Below are 17,592 nucleotides of genomic sequence, written 5' to 3'. Positions count from 1 at the left end.
TGTATTTATTTGCTGAAATGCTTAAATAGCACGGGTGCTTAATTCAACATTCTTGTGATCAGAAAAAACAAACAGGTTTTATATCTTTTTTTTATTCTTTGTTTTTCCATTGTTCAGGAAAGTATTGCCCAACTCAGGCTGGTGCCATTGCCTCACCAAAACACATCACAAAAAGTTCGGAAAAAAGCTAATGCAGATACAGTATATCTGGAGTTGCCTTTTTTTGATGATTTTGCCAGTGTGACCAATGGAAGTCCTGATGCTGATTTATGGCTGATTGATGATACTACACCTTTTATAAGCAGTGGTTTTGATCATGATCCCCCAACAGTAAATATGGCCACTTTTGATGGTGCTAATGCTCTGGGTGAAAGATATGAAGATCAAAATGCTTTTGCTGAGGGAATAGCGGATGAATTGACTTCTCAATTTTTTAACCTGGAAGCGGAAACTCCCGGAAGTGTGGATATATCTTTTTTCTGGCAGGAAGAAGGTTTGGGAGAGGGACCTTCCCCTGATGATTCCCTGAAATTACAGCTGAAGGATACTGCCAGTCGCTGGGTAACAGTTTGGTCGGTGGTAGGGGATTCTGTTTTGGACCTGAAGCCCTTTTCCTTTGCCAGTTATACCATCGAAGATCCTGCATTCTATCATAAAGATTTTCAGTTTAGGTTTCAGAATTATGGAAAGTTATATGGTGCTTTTGATACCTGGAACCTGGATTATATTAACCTTTTCAGAAATGACAGAGCCATTGAAAATGATGTGGCTATGAGTCGACAGCCTACTTCCCTGTTAAAAGAACTGACGGCCATGCCCAAGAAGCAGTTTCTGGCCAATCCGCAGCTGGTGGTGGCGGATACCATTTTTGGGAAAATCAATAACCTGAGTTCCAACCTGCATATTATTACCCCAACCTTTTTAATAAAAGATGGGAAAACCGGAATGGTACTCGATAAATTAAGTACAATTGGAGATGGCATTTTTTCTTCTAAACCCGGTGATACTACATTTGTAATGGATAAAAATGAACTGGGAATGGATTTATATGCCGTTAATAATACACTTGATTTTGTGACGGATACCAGTTTTCAGGAACTGGAATTTTCCTTTCAGATTGATTCCCTTTCCGCAGAGTTTTTCTATTTTGATGATATCGCTTCAGTTCCGCCAGGCTTCAAAATTCCTACACATTATAATGATACCATTTCCGGGAAAACAGTGCTGAGTAATTATTTTGCCTATGATGATGGGGTAGGGGAATACGCAGTGGGCATTTTCCAGAGGTATGGATTATTGGCGGTTGAGTTCGAAACTACTCAGGAAGCCTTTATCGATTCGGTGGCAGTTTATTTTCCACAAATTGGTGAAAGTCTCCAGGGACGAACATTCGGTATTACCCTTTGGGAAAGTCTGGATTTTGAAAATCCGGAAAATGATGTAATTCTGACCCAGTTTTCCACAGCGGTAACTTATCAAGATACCCTCAATAAATTTACGGTATTTAAAATTCCCGGTGGGCCCCAAATGGTAAATGGGAAATTTTACATTGGAGTAGAACAATTGAGTGAGGTGCCATTATTAATTGGTTGGGATAAAACCACTAATTCCAATCACAGGACTTACTTCAATGTTTTTGCTGAATGGCAACAAAATATGGGTATCTCCGGAAGTGTAATGATTCGGCCGATAGTAATAGATCCTACCTTATTGGGTGTGGAGGAGGAATTATTGGCATTGCAGAAAGTAATGGTTTATCCTAATCCGGTAAAGGATATTTTAAATATTGATGGTGAAGTTTCCCAAATTCAACTTTTGGATATTACAGGAAGAGTCATATTGACTAAAACATTCAGGCCAAATGAGCAGAAAACGCTGGATGTTTATCAACTTCCACAGGGATTGTATCTTTTAAATATGGTAAATAAAGGAGCAAAGCTGGTAAAGAAGATTAAAATTGAATAGTCGTTTTCCCTGCCCATAAATTGAAAAAGGGAGGATATCCAAAATGCCCAATTCCTTTTCAGTGTATTCTCATTGGAAAGACCCTGCTGAGTCTTATATTTATTTTCTGTATCCGAATTTTAGGATCACCGCTAGATATTATAATCAGAAAAAATCATGGAAAATAATTTCCCCTCCAGAGAGGATATCAATAATGCTCATCAGCAAATTTCCCCCTTTATTCACTGTACACCAGTTTTAAAGTCCTCGGCTATCAATGAAATGCTTGGCCTGGAAGTTTTTTTTAAATGTGAAAATTTTCAGAAAATTGGTGCATTTAAAATTCGGGGAGCAACTAATGCCGTTTTAAAATTATCTGAGGAAGAAAAAAAGTATGGAATTGCTACACATTCTTCCGGTAATCATGCGCAGGCCATTGCCTATTCCGCCAAAGTAAACCACATCCCAGCCTATATTGTAATGCCCAAAACTGCACCAAAAGTAAAGGTAAATGCAGTGAAAGGTTATGGGGCAAAAGTGGTGATGTGTGAACCCAATTTGCAGGCAAGAGAAGAGGGACTAAAGAAAGTGGTGGAAGATACGGGAGCCAGATTTATCCATCCTTACAATGATTATGAAATTATCTCCGGGCAAGCTACTGCAGCCAAAGAATTAATTGAACAAACAGATGTGCTTCACATTATTATGGCTCCGGTGGGAGGTGGAGGATTATTGGCGGGAACAGCTTTATCAGCGCATTATTTTTCCCCGCAGACTAAAGTAATTGCCGGAGAGCCAAAAGGTGCGGATGACGCTTATCAATCTTTTAAAGCCGGAAGTTTAATTCCTTCAGATAAACCCAATACCATTGCAGATGGCCTCCTGACTTCTGTTGGGGAAAAGAATTTCCCTATTATCCAAAAATTTGTTGAGGACATTATTACCGTTTCAGATGAGGAAATTGTGGCTGCAATGAGAATAATCTGGGAAAGGATGAAAATTATTATAGAACCTTCCAGTGCGGTTCCTTTTGCCTCACTTATTAAAATAAAAGAAAATTTTCAGGGGCAAAAAGCAGGAATAATTCTTTCCGGAGGAAATGTTGATTTGGGCAAGCTCCCTTTCTGAAAGAAAAAAGGCTTTTACCAAACTGATGATAAAAGCCTTTTGGTATTATTTTATTTTTTGATCAGGCAAGGAAGTGTTTGAGGTCAAAATAAACCAGTACATAGGTTTTGTCTTCTTCATCCGTAACCCTTAATAATCCCTTACTTCCTGTTGGGAAAGAGAAATGTAATTGATATTCCACATCTACATGCAGTGGCTCGATATTTACAAACTTGTGGTTTTGGGTCACCATATTTTGCTTAAAATCAAATTGCCAGTTAATCTGCTTTAATATATGCCTGTTTGATACTTTTGGCGTATCGGAATCATGCCCCTGGATGGTTAACGGTATGGTGAAAGTATCAAAAACCGATTTGGTAAGCATGGCATCGATGTGAATTGTGTTTGAAGTATGATCCAAAACAAATCCATCGGAAACCCAAACTTTTTGTACCGCTACATTCTCGATCTGGGTAATGGTTTCCATTTGCTCAATTTCCTCTCTTTCTTCCAAGGCGTAATTCTGAGCGAATGTCATGATATCTTTAAAAATACCATTTCCTCTTTCTGAAGGGGATACTCCGTATAATATGCCTTTTGCAATACCTTCTGTCTGGAAATTGAAGGTAGAAAATCCAATAGTTTTTCCATCTCTTTTTATTAACCAGCAAATTCTGTTGGGATCATTCTCGGCATAACTCCTCATCCAGTCCAGGTACCCATCGGTTACATGCTGATTATCGAAGAAAGGATTCATTCGGTAATGGTTCACATAATTCCCAAATGTTTCTTTGACGATGGCATTTAGGTCATGATGGTCTTCCACTCCAGCTTTTTTAAATTCCAGATCTTTATTTTTTAATTCTTTTCTCCCTAAATCTTTTATGTTTTTGGTATAATAGGCCAGTGTGTCTGCCACGATAAAAGGCATGGCAGTTCTTTGTAACTTGTATAGCTGGGAAAGGTGAATTGTAGGAATCCTAATGATTGCCGTATCAATATTATTATCCAGAATTTGAGTTAAAAGGTTTTGAGTATTTAATTCCTCGGCACTTTCCGCTCTATAAATTACCAGTCCGAACCTTTGACTGTCAATATTGTGGTATATCAGATCACTCATAAATTATGGTAGGGTTAGTTTGTCCTGTAATTGATAAAAAAGAGCATGTCTAAGTTTTACGTATTTCGCTGCAAATGCCCATTTTAGGAACCTCGATTCAAAATAAAATTTTAAAATAGCGCTGCTATTGAATAATTTTCTTGTTTCACGAAAATCCTAAACTGAATATTTTCGCTTGAAAAATTAAATTTTAAACAAGCTCTAAGCAAAGTTATGGGTGAAAATCCCCGAAAATCTGCTTTCAATAAATAAAAAACACTGTTAGGATAAATAAATAAAATTATATTTGGCAGAATGTAAAACGATTTTCAAAAAATACTTTAGCCGCCAAATGATCTACTAAAATGTGATAAATCTCCCTAAAAAATTGGGGTCAGGCAAAAATAGCAAGAAAATCCTAAAAGGCTTATTTTTTCAAAGGGATACTGAAATAATTATTTTTTGAAATAATAACAGTGGGAAAACCAGCTTTTTATCTAAAATTTAATAAAATAAAATCGGGAAAGGCTTCCTTTATCAGGAATAAAAAACTAAATTTGCGCCTTTAAAAATCGAAAAGCAAAGAGATTATGGCATCGCATAAATTAAAAAGGAAATCGAGAAAAAACGTTTTTAGAGGTCAGAATAAATCGATCAGAATAAAAAGGTTGAATGCCAAGCCTGTGATTAAAAATATAGATATTGAGGAGTTGAAGAAATCTTTTGCAACAACTGCAAAAGAAGAAGCTCCGAAGAAAAAAGCAGCGGCAAAAAAAGAAGAGAAAGAAGCAGCTCCTAAGGCAGCAGCAAAGGTGGAAGAGGCTCCTGCAGCTGAAGAAAAAGCTGAAAAAGAGGCTCCAAAAGCAGCTAAAAAAGAAGAGAAATCAGAAGAATAAAAAGCACAAAAGCTTAATAGATTTTATCGCAGGCAATTACCTTAACCAAAGTTTGCCTGCGATTTTTTTATCTTCAATTTAACGCCCCCTTTTTCCCAATTCAATTACTTCAAGGTTTTCAACCTTTCCCTGATTGATTTCAAATCTTACCATGGTTTTGATCTGATGAAACCCATGGTTACCTGCTGCTCCCGGGTTTATGTGGAGTACTTTTCTTTCTTTATCAAAAATTATTTTTAAAATATGGGAATGACCGCAAATGAAAATGTCAGGTTTATATTCGGTTAGTTTTTCCTTTATCATTCTGGTATATTTTGGTGGGTATCCTCCAATATGAATCATCCAGATTTTCATACCTGCGCATTCGAAAATTTGCTCCTCCGGAGCTTCAGTCCGGATTTCTTTTCCATCTATATTTCCATAAACAGCCTTCAAAGGTTTAAACTTCTCCAATTCATCCAATAATTCAATGGAGCCAATATCTCCTGCATGCCATATTTCATCACAATCTTTGAAATAATCGTAAATTCTTGGGTCTAAAAAGCTGTGTGTATCAGATAATAATCCTATTTTCATCCGGAATTTTTTTAGAAGTAATTTGTTTGGTTTTAACTTGCGTATTCAGAGCTTGTTTTAAGTTTTATTTTTCCCAAATGTAGGACCAGGTTGAAATTGATCAGTTTGAGATTCATAAATCGGGCTGGTGCTTCCTGGTCATTTGCAGTGGAAAAAGATAAAAATGAAACATACTCTGACGAATTGGACAAATTAAATATAATCAAGCTGATAATCCATGGGTGAAAAAACAATAAAAGTTGGGTTGGTCCAACAAACCTGCAATAATGTGAGAATGGATAATGTGAAAAAATCTATTCAAAAGATAAGAGAGGTGGCCAAAGAAGGTGCTCAATTGGTAATTCTTCAGGAACTCCACACCAATATTTATTTCTGCCAGGCAGAAGATGTGAATAAGTTTGATTTGGCGGAAACAATTCCCGGGCCTTCTACGGAGGAATTTGGGCAAATTGCCAAAGAGCTGGGCATAGTGTTGGTGCTTTCGCTTTTTGAAAAAAGGGCTCCCGGAATTTACCACAATACAGCGGTAGTTTTGGAAAAGGATGGCAGTATGGCCGGGAAATATCGAAAAATGCATATTCCAGATGATCCTGCTTTCTATGAAAAATTTTATTTCACCCCGGGAGATATGGGTTTTGAACCTATACAGACATCTGTGGGCAAACTTGGGATTTTGGTTTGCTGGGATCAATGGTATCCGGAAGCTGCCAGGCTGATGGCACTTGCAGGGGCTGAAGTTTTGATTTATCCTACAGCCATTGGCTGGGATATAAATGATACCCCTGATGAACAGGAAAGGCAATTAAATGCCTGGATTATTTCTCAAAGAGGCCATGCAGTAGCCAATGGTTTGCCAGTCATTTCTGTAAATAGAATTGGGCATGAAGCAGACTTTTCAGGGATTACCTCAGGGATAAAGTTTTGGGGGAATAGCTTCGTCTGTGGTCCTCAGGGGGAATTTTTGGCTCAGGCGGGCAATGAAAATGAGGAAAATCTGGTAACAGAAATAAATATTTCCAGAAGTGAGGATGTGAGAAGAATATGGCCGTTTTTCCGGGACAGAAGAATTGAAAATTATAATGGATTATTAAAAAGATACCTGGACTAAATGACTAATTCAACCCCCAAAATTTTATGTGGTGTAAAACCTGCCACTACCATCGATGGTGTAATTGAGGAGTTGGACAAGATCATCCAATGGTCGATTGCGCACCAAAGCCGGTTTGGTTATTTTGCTGCCCTTTACAAAAAAGTGACTATAAAGGTAAAGGATGGGATAGCCGATGGAATTTTTGAAAATGGGGAAAGAATGGAGCAACTGGATATCATATTTGCCAATCGCTACCTGGATGCTTATTCTTGTTTTGAAAACAAAACGAAGTTAAGCGGCTCATGGAATATTGCCTTTGAATCCGCCAGTCTGGCCCGCCCAATTGTTTTGCAGCACTTATTGGCCGGAATGAATGCCCATATCGATCTGGATTTGGGTATTGCTGCGGCTCAAGTTGCTCCCGGTAAGCAGATCTGCGAGCTGGAAAACGATTTTAAGAAGATCAATGAAATTCTTTCAGACCTGGTGGATCTGGTTCAGAAAGAACTTTCAGGAATCTGGCCTTTGCTAAAGGTTCTGGATTGGCTTGCCGGCCAATGGGATGAAAAGCTATCGGATATTGGGATGCTATTTGCTCGAAATAAAGCCTGGGAATTTGCGCTTGCCCTGGCAAAAGATGAAAAAAAATTAAATGAGCTTATAAATGACAGGGATGGAATGACGGCTGAATTTGGCAGGAAAATTTTCAGTCCGGGAATTTTGCTTTCTTCCATTTTGCTATTCGTGAAAGTAGGAGAGATCGGATCTATTGGAAGTCAGGTGAAGTGGCTGGATGGGGAGTTGGAGTAAAATTATTTTTAACAAAGCTTTTTAAACCTCTTGAACCTGAATCTTTTCCTTTTACTTGGATCATGAAAAAATAAATTTGGAATTTTTCTATACCCGGATGGGTTGTATGAAAAAATGTAAATATATTAATATTTAACTTTAGCAATCATGTCAAAATTTAATGACTTATTAAATAATTCGGATGTTCCCGTACTGGTAGATTTTTATGCTGATTGGTGTGGCCCATGTAAAATGATGGCACCGGTTTTACAGGAAGTGGCCGGGAAAATGGACGATAAATTGAAAATTATTAAAGTGGATGTGGATAAAAACCCTGCTGTTTCGCAGCAGTATCAGATAAAAGGGATTCCTACCATGATTTTATTTCATAAAGGAAAAATACTTTGGCGAGAGTCCGGAGCTATGCCTGCCGGGGTACTTACCGATAAATTGAAAACATTTGTGTCTTGATAAAGAAAGGGTTCTTTTTCAGAACCCTTTCTTTGTTATTTTATAATTCGAACCGGTCCGAAGAGACCTGAAGCCAATGGCTCAAATGGCCCTTCAATATTTCTTTTCCTCCTTGCTTTTCCTCTTTCCATCCAATATTTCGCCACCGGATTTCCTTCAAGGGATTTTACATAGTTAAAAAGTAAGTTGGTGACTTTGATTTCCAGTGTGTTTTTTCCAGTTTTTAATTGATTATGAACAGGATAGATATGATCGCCATACCATCTGGTGCCGAGTGCTTCTCCATTGAGTTTTACCTCACTAATTTCATAAACTTCACCCAAATCCAGGAATATGTGTTCTGCAATTTCAGCATTGAAAGTAATATTATAAATTGCCTGACCTGAGAAATTCTTTAACTGATCATCTTTCGCAAAATCAATCAACTTATGAAGTTTCTGGGAAAATTTGGCTCCCTCCACCGGAATGAATTCTACATGCCATTCTCCTTCAATTTGAAGAATTTCCTCTCCGTTGGTTTTTTTTTCAATGGATTTTTCACCTTTTATTTCTTTTTCAAAAACAAATAATTTGGATTCTAATGGAGCCAGGGAAATTTTCAATTCATTTAGATTCCCGTTAGGGGGATAAAGTGAGAAACCACCTGTTTCCGGATTTAGTAACCCTGCCTGCTTATCTGAGAAAGGAAATTGGGCATTAAAATGAATGGTTTTTTCCCTGCTGGCATTGTTAAAAAAGTACAGGTCTTTTCCTTCTTTTTGATATTGAATAAAAAATAATTTTGGATCTGGATTGGAAATTTCCACACCTGGGGAAATATCATATTTACCCATTAGTTCCAGTGCCCATTGCAAAAGTTCGTCCTGTGAAGGCTGAAGTTCATCGGATGGAGCCGGAGTGTATTTAACTAAAAAATCGTCTTCAAGTACTTCCCAAATGGCCTTGGCAACTGCCTCGTTTTTTCCCTTTCCATTTATTCCTGGAGCCTGGGAGGGCTTCTCCCCAATAAAAATAATTTTCCCACCGGCTCTGGCGAGTTCATTGATTTTTTGAGCAGTATTAGTAGTGAGTGTTTTTACATCACAGATTAAAAGCACTTCATAAGACATTTCCCCGTAAACGATTTTTCCATTTTCCACAATAGCATCCTTCAGTATGGTGGCATTCACATAATCGGAGCAATAGCCATTGTGATTAAATGCCTGCCAGATAGCATGCAGGTACCATGGCTGCAGATTAAATGGATTTCTGTCCAGCCCATAATTGGACCAGATATCCGGAGTGGGGCCCATGATGGCTACCTGTGAAATTGCTTTAGCATTTTGGAAGGCCTGTGAGAGTCTGGCCGTGTAACTGGCCCAGTGGTGGAAATACGGCCACCAGGGATTTTTCTCGCTGAAATAAGTGCCAAATCGTATCCAGCCGGGAAATGCAACTGAAGGTGGGGAATAATTAAATCCGTGCAAAACCAGATGATTTATTCCTGAAACAAAATTCATATCTGTAGCCTGCTTGATATAAGCCAGAGAAGCTTCGAAAACACCACTGGTATTCGTCATGGCCTCGGTACTGATGATTGATCGGTTTTTAAGATGTCCGGCTGAGGAGGAATATTTATTCCAGATTGCATATCGAATCTGGTCTACATCGGCATAGGGTTGCCAGCCGCCATTAAACAGCCATTGATCTGCTTCTGGGATATCGGGAATCAAATTCCCATCTAATAAGTCTGTGTACAACCATGGATGTCCATAAGCCTGATAGCGACTTTCAGTGCCATTGGCATTACACCATTTGTGATAGGGAATAATGAATCTTTCGGTAAATAAATCAGCGAGTAATTTACTGTAGTCGTATCTGGCTCTTTTAACTTCATCAGCCACTTTGGCATTGAATGCATCAAAATCCCCCTCCCTTTCGAGCACCAGAGGAAGGTAAGGTTCAATTTTATAATTGTTTCTTTTTTCAAATTCCTGGGAAAGATCATCCGTCCAGTTGGCGCCTTCCAATTCTATGCTGTCACAAAATAAAGAGCGCACATATTTTCCAATATTTCCGCCAAAAACCGGCTTAAGTTTATCGGACATATGGTGGAGGTATTTTTCCACTGCCTGGCCATTCAGGTGATCGACTACTGGCCCGTCCCCACCGGGAGCACCCAGCATCACATCTCTGAAGTTATTTCTCCAGGTCAGCTTGTATAATTTAAATTCACCTGCCGGAATTTCTATTTCGGAGTGTTCTCCTTTGCTTTCAAGTATTTGAGGAGAAATGCCATCCTCTATAGATTTGATATTTTGAGGAAATAATTTAAGGTCAAATAATTTTTCAGATGGATTATTTTCTTCTGGTAAGAGAGCTTTATGTTTTGAGGGTCCTTTTACTGAAAAAACTTCCAGTTCTATGCCTTGAAGTGTTTCTTCCGGAATCAGGAATTTTCCTCCAAAAGGCCAGCCGGTTCCTACTATCAAATCGGTAACCATGCCCAGTTTTTGTGCTTCTTCACAGGTGAATTTTAAAATTTCATTCCATTCATCGCTTAGCCAGTCCATTTCCGGGACATTTGAACTTTCCGCCTGTTCCGGAAATCCAATGGGGTTGATCTCAATCCCTCCCACACCAGCTTTTGCCATCACCTGCAGTTCCCTTTTTATTTCTGCTTTATCGATCCTGTTGCCGTTCCACCACCATCGCATAAAGGGCTTGGCAACTGCTTCGGGATTTTTAAACTGTTCAAAAAATAAATCGGAAGAACTTTTGGAGTTTTTATCGGTTTCAGGATGGCAACTTAAAGTGGGAAAGCCCGTGAGCAGGAACCCCATCCCTGATCCCATTTTTTTGATAAATAATCTCCTATCTCTCCTTTTAGTAGAATTTTGTCTGTTAATTTTTCGCATTTTCTTTTTTCATATTTTGAAAATGAAGAATTCGTCTTCTTCAAATATGAGAGAAAAATTAAATCAGAAAAAGAATTTTGCTGTACTGTAGTGTCGGTTGCGATAAATTTAATCTGCCAATTCCTCTACCTCAAGGGAAAGCAAAGGTACTTTCAACAGTTGTTCGTGATAGGCTTTTACCCTTACTACAGGTTCATCGGTATAGAAAGAATAAGCTTTTTGGATTGCTTTGATTTCCTTTAATGGATTTCGAACCGGTTTTAATTTTTCGTTTAACAGGCTTTGCAATACCACATAATTATCTCCATCCAGATAGCAATGTACTTTTAAGGGTTGTACATTGGAAATGATGGTGGTTCGCACCAGATATTCCATCAGAGTGGGTAAAGTACCTGGAATTAATTCTTTATACAAATCCTGCTCTTCGGCTTCAATACTAAATTGAATGTTGCCATTATGGGTGATATTCAGCAACTCCAATAAATTTTCTGTTGCTGTGATCTCACTTTTTAAAGTGGCCAGTTCATCCTGCTTGTTGTCCAGCGTATAGCGATAAACTGTGGATAGTCGATTAATGTATTCATCTGCCTTGTCCACATCCTCATGCATCAGACTGATGACATCTTCCAGACTGGAATACAACAAATCCGGATTGACTTCATTCTTAAAGGTTTGCAATTGAAATTCCAGATTTTTCCTTAAAGCAACTTCCTTAGAGAGTTCCGTTTCATTTTGTTCGTTCAGAAAGAAGATACTGAAATATATCAGATTGAAAAAGATACTGGTAATCAGCCATAAAGAGCTGAAAATCAGTAGTTCCTCCATAAAAGTGCTGAAGCCCACCAGATAGATAAAATACAGGGAAATTACCGCGGAGGTTATCAAAATAGCTACCAATCCACATGACAAAAGCTGGATGATTATCCTAAACTGGATATTTCGGGAAAAAGGATAAATTTTATCCAGGGTGATGATGGAAAAGCGCATTCCTTCAAATACCAGAAAGGTGAGTATTACACAAAGTAAGGCTTCAAATAACTCAAAGTTTTCGTTTAGCTGACCAATTCGATCATTAATTAAAAGGACCAAAATATAGAGCATTAGCCCATAAATTGGCGGGCTGAATAACCTGAAGAAAAGATTATGAATGAAGTTATTTTTCATCGTTTTAAGGTTAAAAACATTCTTAATTCAGAATAGTAACAGGTTGATTTTCAGAAAGAAGTGGCAGGTTTACAGTAAACAATTGATCATTGATTACCTGTATTGGTAACTTGGTGAAATAACCATATCTTCTTTTAATATTTTTCAGGCCAATTTCGAATGAAGAAGTATCAGAAGGTACACTGGTTTTATTATTACTGATGGCCAGCCTTTTTTCCTTAGTCATGCTGATGGAAACCTGCAAGGGTGCATCTTCCGAAATGACATTGTGTTTTACAGCATTTTCCACCAGCAGTTGCAGCGTAAGCGGTGGGATTTCCGTTTGCAACACCTCAGAAGGCAAATCAATATCTACCTTCAATCCTTCATCGAATCGTACCTTTAAGAGGAAAATATAGGCTTTTACAAATTCTACTTCATTTTCCAGTTTCACCAGTTTTTTGTTATTGGTATCCAATATGTATTGATAAGTCTGAGCAAAGTTTCTAATAAAATTTTCTGCCAGATCTACATCTTTATACAGCAGGGATGAAATGGTATTCAGGCAGTTGAACAAATAGTGTGGACTCAACTGACTTTTGAGCATTTCAAATTGCAACTCCAGCTGTTTCCTGGTCGCCTGAACTTTCTGAATTTTTACAACAGCATATTGGAAATAGGAATAAACGGTGAAATCAATGATTACATAAATGAAAATAGTAAAGAAAATAATGACCACCAGTTTTGTGATTATTTCCCGATGCATGGAGAAATAATAACCCAATTCTTCGGCATTCATCCACAAACCCTGATAAGCCGCAAATGGCAGGAAAATCAGGGTAAGGGCTACAATATTGTCCAGTATTAACTCAATGACAAGCCTTAGGGTAATGTTCTTTTCCCAGGCAATGAATTTGTTGAGCAAACGGCTTATGCCAAATACGCCCCAACCTGCCAGATTGCCCAGAAAAATAACTCCGGGAATATACCAGCCAGACTCGACCAAATCGGGGATCTCCCCTCTCTGGCCATAGTAGGCATAGTAGTAAAATAATAATCCTAATGCAGTATTGATAAGAATTCCCAGCCAGAATTTTCTCATTTCCTTAATGGATGATGATCAGTTAGATTAAATTTAGGTAGTTTAATACATTGCTTAATTAACTCAGTTAGTGAGTATAAATTAGAAGCCTGAGGACTGAATTTTTTTGGAAAACCAGCTTAGAAAAAATCTAGCTTCCAGCCTATAATTATGGTCTTCTAATAACATAAGAACATTACTTTTACAAAGTACTGATAGTCCTGATTGTTGCTAAAAATCAGGGTAAAAAGCCAGGTGAAAGGGAAATTAGGAAGTTTAATCCATGCTATGGAGTTTTTCCATTATCCTTCTATACTCCGAATCGGAGCTAATGGTTTTGGCTGCACTTAAAACTTCGTCCTTTATTTGCTGATTATTTTTAGGCATCACTTCAATTACATCCATCAACAATTTGCTTTTTTCAGAGCTCGAAGAAATATTGGGTACAGTTTGCACTATTCCAAGAAGCAATGATGCTGAAATATTATTCTGGCTATGGAGTAATTTTCTCAGTACGTAAGCTTTTTCAGAACTGCTTGATATAGATTTTAAAGTCTGAAAAAATTCTTTATCCACTTCAGGATACCTGCCTAAATACTTGTATGAGGCTCTTAGCACACTTCCTCTTTCAGAATCGGAAGAAATACTGGCTGTGGATTCAAAAAACCAGACACCAATATTTGAAGAAGGCAGTTCATTGTATTCTAAAAACTTTCTCATTACCGAGCCTTTTTCTGAACTACTGGAAATGCGGTCTGCCATTTTAAAAAATTCCTGATAAGCTGCTTCATTTTTGGGTAATGGATGTTCAATTACCATTCTTAAAACCGATCCTTTTTCCGAAGTAGAGGAAATGTTCCCGGTACTTTTCAGCAAGGCACTCATAGCAGGACCATTCAGTTGATTATTCTTTAATAATCCTCTCAAAACACTTCCTCTTTCTGAGCTACTGCTGATGTTATCAACTGCATCGAAATAGGCTTCCACTACTTTTTCATTATTGCTAAATAAATCATTCACTTCCCTTAGAACAGCGCCTTTTTCAGAGCTTGAGGAAATATTAGAGGTGGTTTCGAGTAAAGCCACCATCATATTGTCCGAAAGCTTATGGCGTTTTAATACATGTCTTAAAATACTGCCCTTTTCACTACTGGAACTAATTCTCCTTACCCCCTCAAAATAAGCCACGGCCACTTCATCATTACTGAAAAATTTATTACTGTATTTTCTGTACAGTCTCCCTCTTTCACTGGATGAACTAATGGAAACCCCAATAGATTTGGCAGTTTTGGCCAATCCCTTAATACTGATATTATTATTCTCCAACAAAGCTGAAAAATACAAGCTTTTTACCCTGCTGCTTTCTATTTCACCAATTTCATCCAACACACCATCCACTCCCTTATTTCTGTAAATTCTGTTTGCCCGGCTTTCGGCACTAATCCCTGTTTTCCGAATGACGTCAAGCATGATGTCGGCTAGCCATGCTTTTCCTTCCGGGGTAAAAGGAGTCTCTTTTTTTCCCACATAATAGGTGTATTGCATGTTTCCGGAAGAAGTACTTTCAATCACTACCGCCCTTTTATTGCCAAAAGTGGTTTTACTCACCTTTAAAAAACCTCCCGGAGAGATACTTTTAATGCTTTGGTCGTTTTCGGTAACTTCAATTTTCCCTTTATGCTGAATTTCATAGGAAGAAAAAGAATCTTTTGACTTATAAGTATGTACACTATTGTGCGAACTGTAGCTTACCGATTGCGCATTTGAAAAAAAACATATCCCTTGGGCCAAAAATATCGTAAGTAGTATTTTAAATTTCCACATCATTATATTCACTTTTATATGCTTGTATCATTACTATTGTAAACCAGTTTAAAAACTCCTCCTATCTGGGCATGAACTGATTTCTACAAATGCAATTAATACTCTTGATTCAGATTAAAAAAAACATTTGAATTGAATTGTTGAAAAAATGTAATGAACTGTAAATTCCATGAAGTGAACATTTCCTAAGTAACTGAAATATCCATTAAAATTAATCATTAGTTCTTTTGCCAAACAATTTGGAAAGGCTGTCTTCCTATTGGCAAAACTGTGATTTTAAAGGATAAAAAAAGGGTTTATCCTACTAAATTCCATAATCAAAATAACCTACTATTTAGCTATGAGCATACCAAAAATTAATCTGATAATCTTTGCTGTTTTTCTTCAATGTAGTTTTTCTGCAAATGTATTAGCCAATGATAAACTGGCATTAGTGATTGGCATAAATGAATATGTGCCACAGGGAAAAGGAGTAAGAATTAAAAACCGAAACTGGCAGAATCTTGATGGGGCTGTAAATGATGCTTTAGGTATAAAAAGTATGATCATTTCAAGGTTTGGTTTTAAGAAACCTAATGTAAAACTGCTTTTAAACCAGGAGGCCAGCAGAGCCGCCATTTTTGATCAGCTAGATCAGCTGGTAAAAAAAGCCAAATCAGGTGATCAGGTTTTTATTTATTATGCCGGACACGGTTCGCAGGTATTTAATTCGAAATCAGCCAATGAGGATGATAAATTTGATGAATCGATTATTCCTGCCGATGCTTATGCAGGTGCAGATGATATCCGGGATAAGGAATTGAATAAATATTTTTCTGCATTGGGGAAAAAAGGGGTGAGGCTTACCGTAATTTTTGATAGCTGTAATAGCGGATCTGTGACAAGAGGAGGATTGAAAAACAGGGAATTTAAATCCAGGTATTTGTTAAGAGATGGCAAAGATGCAGCAGACCCAACAGTTCCGGAAGACCTTACCGCACTGGGTGCCTTGGTGATTTCTTCTACTCAGGATTACCAATACGCTAAGGAATTTATTGATGAAAATAATACCAGCCATGGGGCTTTTACTTATGCCCTTTTAAAGGCGATGCAGAGTTCCTCATCCATGGAGCCTTCTGTTGTGCTTATTCAAAAAGTAAGAGCCATTATGGAATACAATGGGGTGGCTTTTCAGTACCCGGTAATTGAAGGGCCAAGATCCAGATTAAATGCCAGCCTTTTTGGAGACCATAATGATGGAAATAATGGGCAGACTTTCCTCACACTTATAAAAGAGGAAAATGGAGAGTTTATCCTTGAAGGAGGACATGATTTGGGCATAAGTGCTGGCTGTGTATTGGAAAATTATAAAAATACGGCTTTACAACTTCAGGTTACTGAGGTGGTTAATTTAGTGAGATGTAAAGCCAAGGTGAAAGAAGGTAGTTTGATCTCCAAAGTAAATTCAGGAGATGTTTTTAAAGTGATCAGCTGGGTAGAGGTTCAAAACCCGTCCTTATTACTTTGGGGAAGTGAATCGACATATGAGAATAGAGAATTGGTATCCTTATACCAACAAGTGGCTAGCCTGCAGGAAAAATTTCATTTTAGTTTACTGGAAGATTATCAGGATAAAAACCTCACCCATATAATTGATTATAATGAAGGGAAATGGGAGGTTTATAATTTATGCGGACAAGTGGTGGAAATAGGAGAGAATATCACAGAGGAAGGATTAAGGGAAGGGCTCTCAAGTGTGGTTTTAGAGGATTGTTCCAGACAGGGGAAGAGCCTTGGTATTTTTCTTAACCTCCCGATGAGTAAAAATCTTTCAGTTGAATTGAAAAAAGCTTTGGATTTAAAAAGAAGTGCAGTGAGGTTTACAGAAGATGCCAGAAAGGCTCACTATTGTCTTGCCGGTAGGATACAAGAGAATGAATTGGCATATTCCTGGGTAAATCCTCAGATTTCCGAAGATACCGCTGTCCACTATTTGCCTTTAAAGACCAAATGGGTGAAAAGCAGTGAATCTTCAGAGTTGGTGGAACAATCCAGAAAATTGGGAAAAATCCGGGCCTGGTTTGTGTTGGATTCTCCCCCAAATGAAGCCAATTTCCCTTATAGCCTTTCTTTAAAGAATGCCAATACAGGGAAATTACTGAGGAATGGGACTGCTATGAATGGGGAAATTTATGGTTTGGTGTTGAATAAGGACCCTGAAAAAATGGCTTTATGGAATAGAGAGAATCGTTTTGTTTATGTTTATTCCATGGATAAGGAAGGACAGATTCAGCTTTTATTTCCAAGTATGGGAGGAAATGTAGAAAATTCTCTTGAAAATATCGGCACCCGACCGGGGATTGGCTATATGGATGAAATTAAATTAGGGCCTTCTCGCCTGTTTAGAGTGACCGCCCCTTTTGGAATGGATCACTATATTTTTATCACAAGCAGCCAGCCATTACCAGCACCAAATTTACTAGAGCAGGAAGGGGTGACCAGGAGTATGACCCAGAGCCCTGATTCCTTATTCAATTTATTGGATGTTACTGGAAATGCTACGTTAAGGACTGTTGGGTACCATTCTGCACCGAACTGGTCCATTGAAAAATTACATATCAGAAGTGTATCAAGATAACGGTTCCTGAGAACCTGTTGATAATTTAAACAGACCCTGATTTTTAATCCATCCTTAA

General features: G+C 37.9%; 13 protein-coding genes. 7 read left to right on the top strand and 6 right to left on the bottom strand.

The features are described 5' to 3' along the window. Positions 1-54 precede the first annotated feature (54 nt). A complete protein-coding gene (locus A3EM_RS0103400; RefSeq protein ID WP_020526763.1) occupies positions 55-1,965 on the top strand; it encodes a T9SS type A sorting domain-containing protein in 1,911 nt (636 codons plus the stop codon). A 156-nt stretch (positions 1,966-2,121) separates the two neighbouring features. After that, entirely contained in the window at positions 2,122-3,072 is a 951-nt protein-coding gene (locus tag A3EM_RS0103395) for a pyridoxal-phosphate dependent enzyme (RefSeq protein WP_020526762.1), read from the top strand. A gap of 61 nt (positions 3,073-3,133) precedes the next feature. Here A3EM_RS0103395 and A3EM_RS0103390 read toward each other — a convergent pair whose 3' ends face one another. Further along, positions 3,134-4,171: a GNAT family N-acetyltransferase gene (locus tag A3EM_RS0103390; RefSeq protein WP_020526761.1), complete on the bottom strand. Its 1,038-nt coding sequence runs from the start codon at positions 4,169-4,171 to the stop codon at positions 3,134-3,136. Positions 4,172-4,818: 647 nt separating this feature from the next. Between A3EM_RS0103390 and A3EM_RS41390 the strand changes: the two genes are divergently transcribed. Further along, the gene (locus A3EM_RS41390) at positions 4,819-5,046 is read left to right on the top strand and encodes a hypothetical protein (RefSeq protein ID WP_169513315.1); all 228 of its coding nucleotides are present in this window, start codon (positions 4,819-4,821) and stop codon (positions 5,044-5,046) included. 78 nt (positions 5,047-5,124) lie between these two features. On the opposite strand, the gene A3EM_RS0103380 is transcribed toward A3EM_RS41390, so the two are convergent. Further along, positions 5,125-5,622, bottom strand: coding sequence for a metallophosphoesterase family protein (locus A3EM_RS0103380; RefSeq protein ID WP_020526759.1), 498 nt, complete (start codon positions 5,620-5,622; stop codon positions 5,125-5,127). A 217-nt stretch (positions 5,623-5,839) separates the two neighbouring features. Between A3EM_RS0103380 and A3EM_RS0103370 the strand changes: the two genes are divergently transcribed. From A3EM_RS0103370 to trxA, 3 genes are all read left to right on the top strand, one after another. Then, on the top strand, positions 5,840-6,730 hold the full coding sequence (locus A3EM_RS0103370) for a carbon-nitrogen hydrolase (RefSeq protein ID WP_020526757.1): 891 nt from the start codon (positions 5,840-5,842) through the stop codon (positions 6,728-6,730). Further along, positions 6,731-7,522: a DUF5995 family protein gene (locus A3EM_RS0103365; protein ID WP_020526756.1), complete on the top strand. Its 792-nt coding sequence runs from the start codon at positions 6,731-6,733 to the stop codon at positions 7,520-7,522. A gap of 147 nt (positions 7,523-7,669) precedes the next feature. Further along, complete coding sequence (trxA, locus tag A3EM_RS0103360; protein ID WP_020526755.1) at positions 7,670-7,972, top strand: thioredoxin; 303 nt, start codon at positions 7,670-7,672, stop codon at positions 7,970-7,972. A gap of 35 nt (positions 7,973-8,007) precedes the next feature. Here the strand turns inward: trxA and A3EM_RS0103355 are convergent, their stop codons facing one another. The 4 genes from A3EM_RS0103355 to A3EM_RS0103340 all read right to left on the bottom strand — a co-directional run bounded on the left by A3EM_RS0103355 (position 8,008) and on the right by A3EM_RS0103340 (position 14,920). Continuing rightward, the gene (locus tag A3EM_RS0103355) at positions 8,008-10,869 is read right to left on the bottom strand and encodes a glycosyl hydrolase (protein WP_020526754.1); all 2,862 of its coding nucleotides are present in this window, start codon (positions 10,867-10,869) and stop codon (positions 8,008-8,010) included. 108 nt (positions 10,870-10,977) lie between these two features. Continuing rightward, a complete protein-coding gene (locus tag A3EM_RS0103350) occupies positions 10,978-12,033 on the bottom strand; it encodes a histidine kinase (RefSeq protein WP_020526753.1) in 1,056 nt (351 codons plus the stop codon). Positions 12,034-12,055: 22 nt separating this feature from the next. After that, a complete protein-coding gene (locus tag A3EM_RS0103345; RefSeq protein ID WP_020526752.1) occupies positions 12,056-13,114 on the bottom strand; it encodes a sensor histidine kinase in 1,059 nt (352 codons plus the stop codon). A gap of 255 nt (positions 13,115-13,369) precedes the next feature. Further along, positions 13,370-14,920 (bottom strand): hypothetical protein, encoded by a 1,551-nt coding sequence (locus tag A3EM_RS0103340; protein ID WP_157637718.1) that lies wholly within the window; start codon positions 14,918-14,920, stop codon positions 13,370-13,372. 337 nt (positions 14,921-15,257) lie between these two features. Between A3EM_RS0103340 and A3EM_RS0103335 the strand changes: the two genes are divergently transcribed. Next, the gene (locus A3EM_RS0103335) at positions 15,258-17,534 is read left to right on the top strand and encodes a caspase family protein (RefSeq protein ID WP_020526750.1); all 2,277 of its coding nucleotides are present in this window, start codon (positions 15,258-15,260) and stop codon (positions 17,532-17,534) included. Positions 17,535-17,592: the final 58 nt, after the last annotated feature.

Origin of the sequence: Flexithrix dorotheae DSM 6795, assembly GCF_000379765.1 — a bacterium.
Lineage (GTDB): Bacteria > Bacteroidota > Bacteroidia > Cytophagales > Flammeovirgaceae > Flexithrix > Flexithrix dorotheae.
The sequence above is the reverse complement of the archived record's forward strand: the minus strand, read 5'-3'. Positions and strand labels throughout refer to the sequence as shown.

Coding starts and splice junctions, on each gene's coding strand:
- A3EM_RS0103340 (WP_157637718.1), bottom strand. CDS start 14,920: ATGATGTGGAAATTTAAAATACTACTTACGATATTTTTGGCCCAAGGG.
- A3EM_RS0103345 (WP_020526752.1), bottom strand. CDS start 13,114: ATGAGAAAATTCTGGCTGGGAATTCTTATCAATACTGCATTAGGATTA.
- A3EM_RS0103395 (WP_020526762.1), top strand. CDS start 2,122: ATGGAAAATAATTTCCCCTCCAGAGAGGATATCAATAATGCTCATCAG.
- A3EM_RS0103355 (WP_020526754.1), bottom strand. CDS start 10,869: ATGCGAAAAATTAACAGACAAAATTCTACTAAAAGGAGAGATAGGAGA.
- A3EM_RS0103335 (WP_020526750.1), top strand. CDS start 15,258: ATGAGCATACCAAAAATTAATCTGATAATCTTTGCTGTTTTTCTTCAA.
- A3EM_RS0103350 (WP_020526753.1), bottom strand. CDS start 12,033: ATGAAAAATAACTTCATTCATAATCTTTTCTTCAGGTTATTCAGCCCG.
- A3EM_RS0103380 (WP_020526759.1), bottom strand. CDS start 5,622: ATGAAAATAGGATTATTATCTGATACACACAGCTTTTTAGACCCAAGA.
- A3EM_RS0103365 (WP_020526756.1), top strand. CDS start 6,731: ATGACTAATTCAACCCCCAAAATTTTATGTGGTGTAAAACCTGCCACT.
- A3EM_RS0103370 (WP_020526757.1), top strand. CDS start 5,840: ATGGGTGAAAAAACAATAAAAGTTGGGTTGGTCCAACAAACCTGCAAT.
- A3EM_RS0103390 (WP_020526761.1), bottom strand. CDS start 4,171: ATGAGTGATCTGATATACCACAATATTGACAGTCAAAGGTTCGGACTG.
- trxA (WP_020526755.1), top strand. CDS start 7,670: ATGTCAAAATTTAATGACTTATTAAATAATTCGGATGTTCCCGTACTG.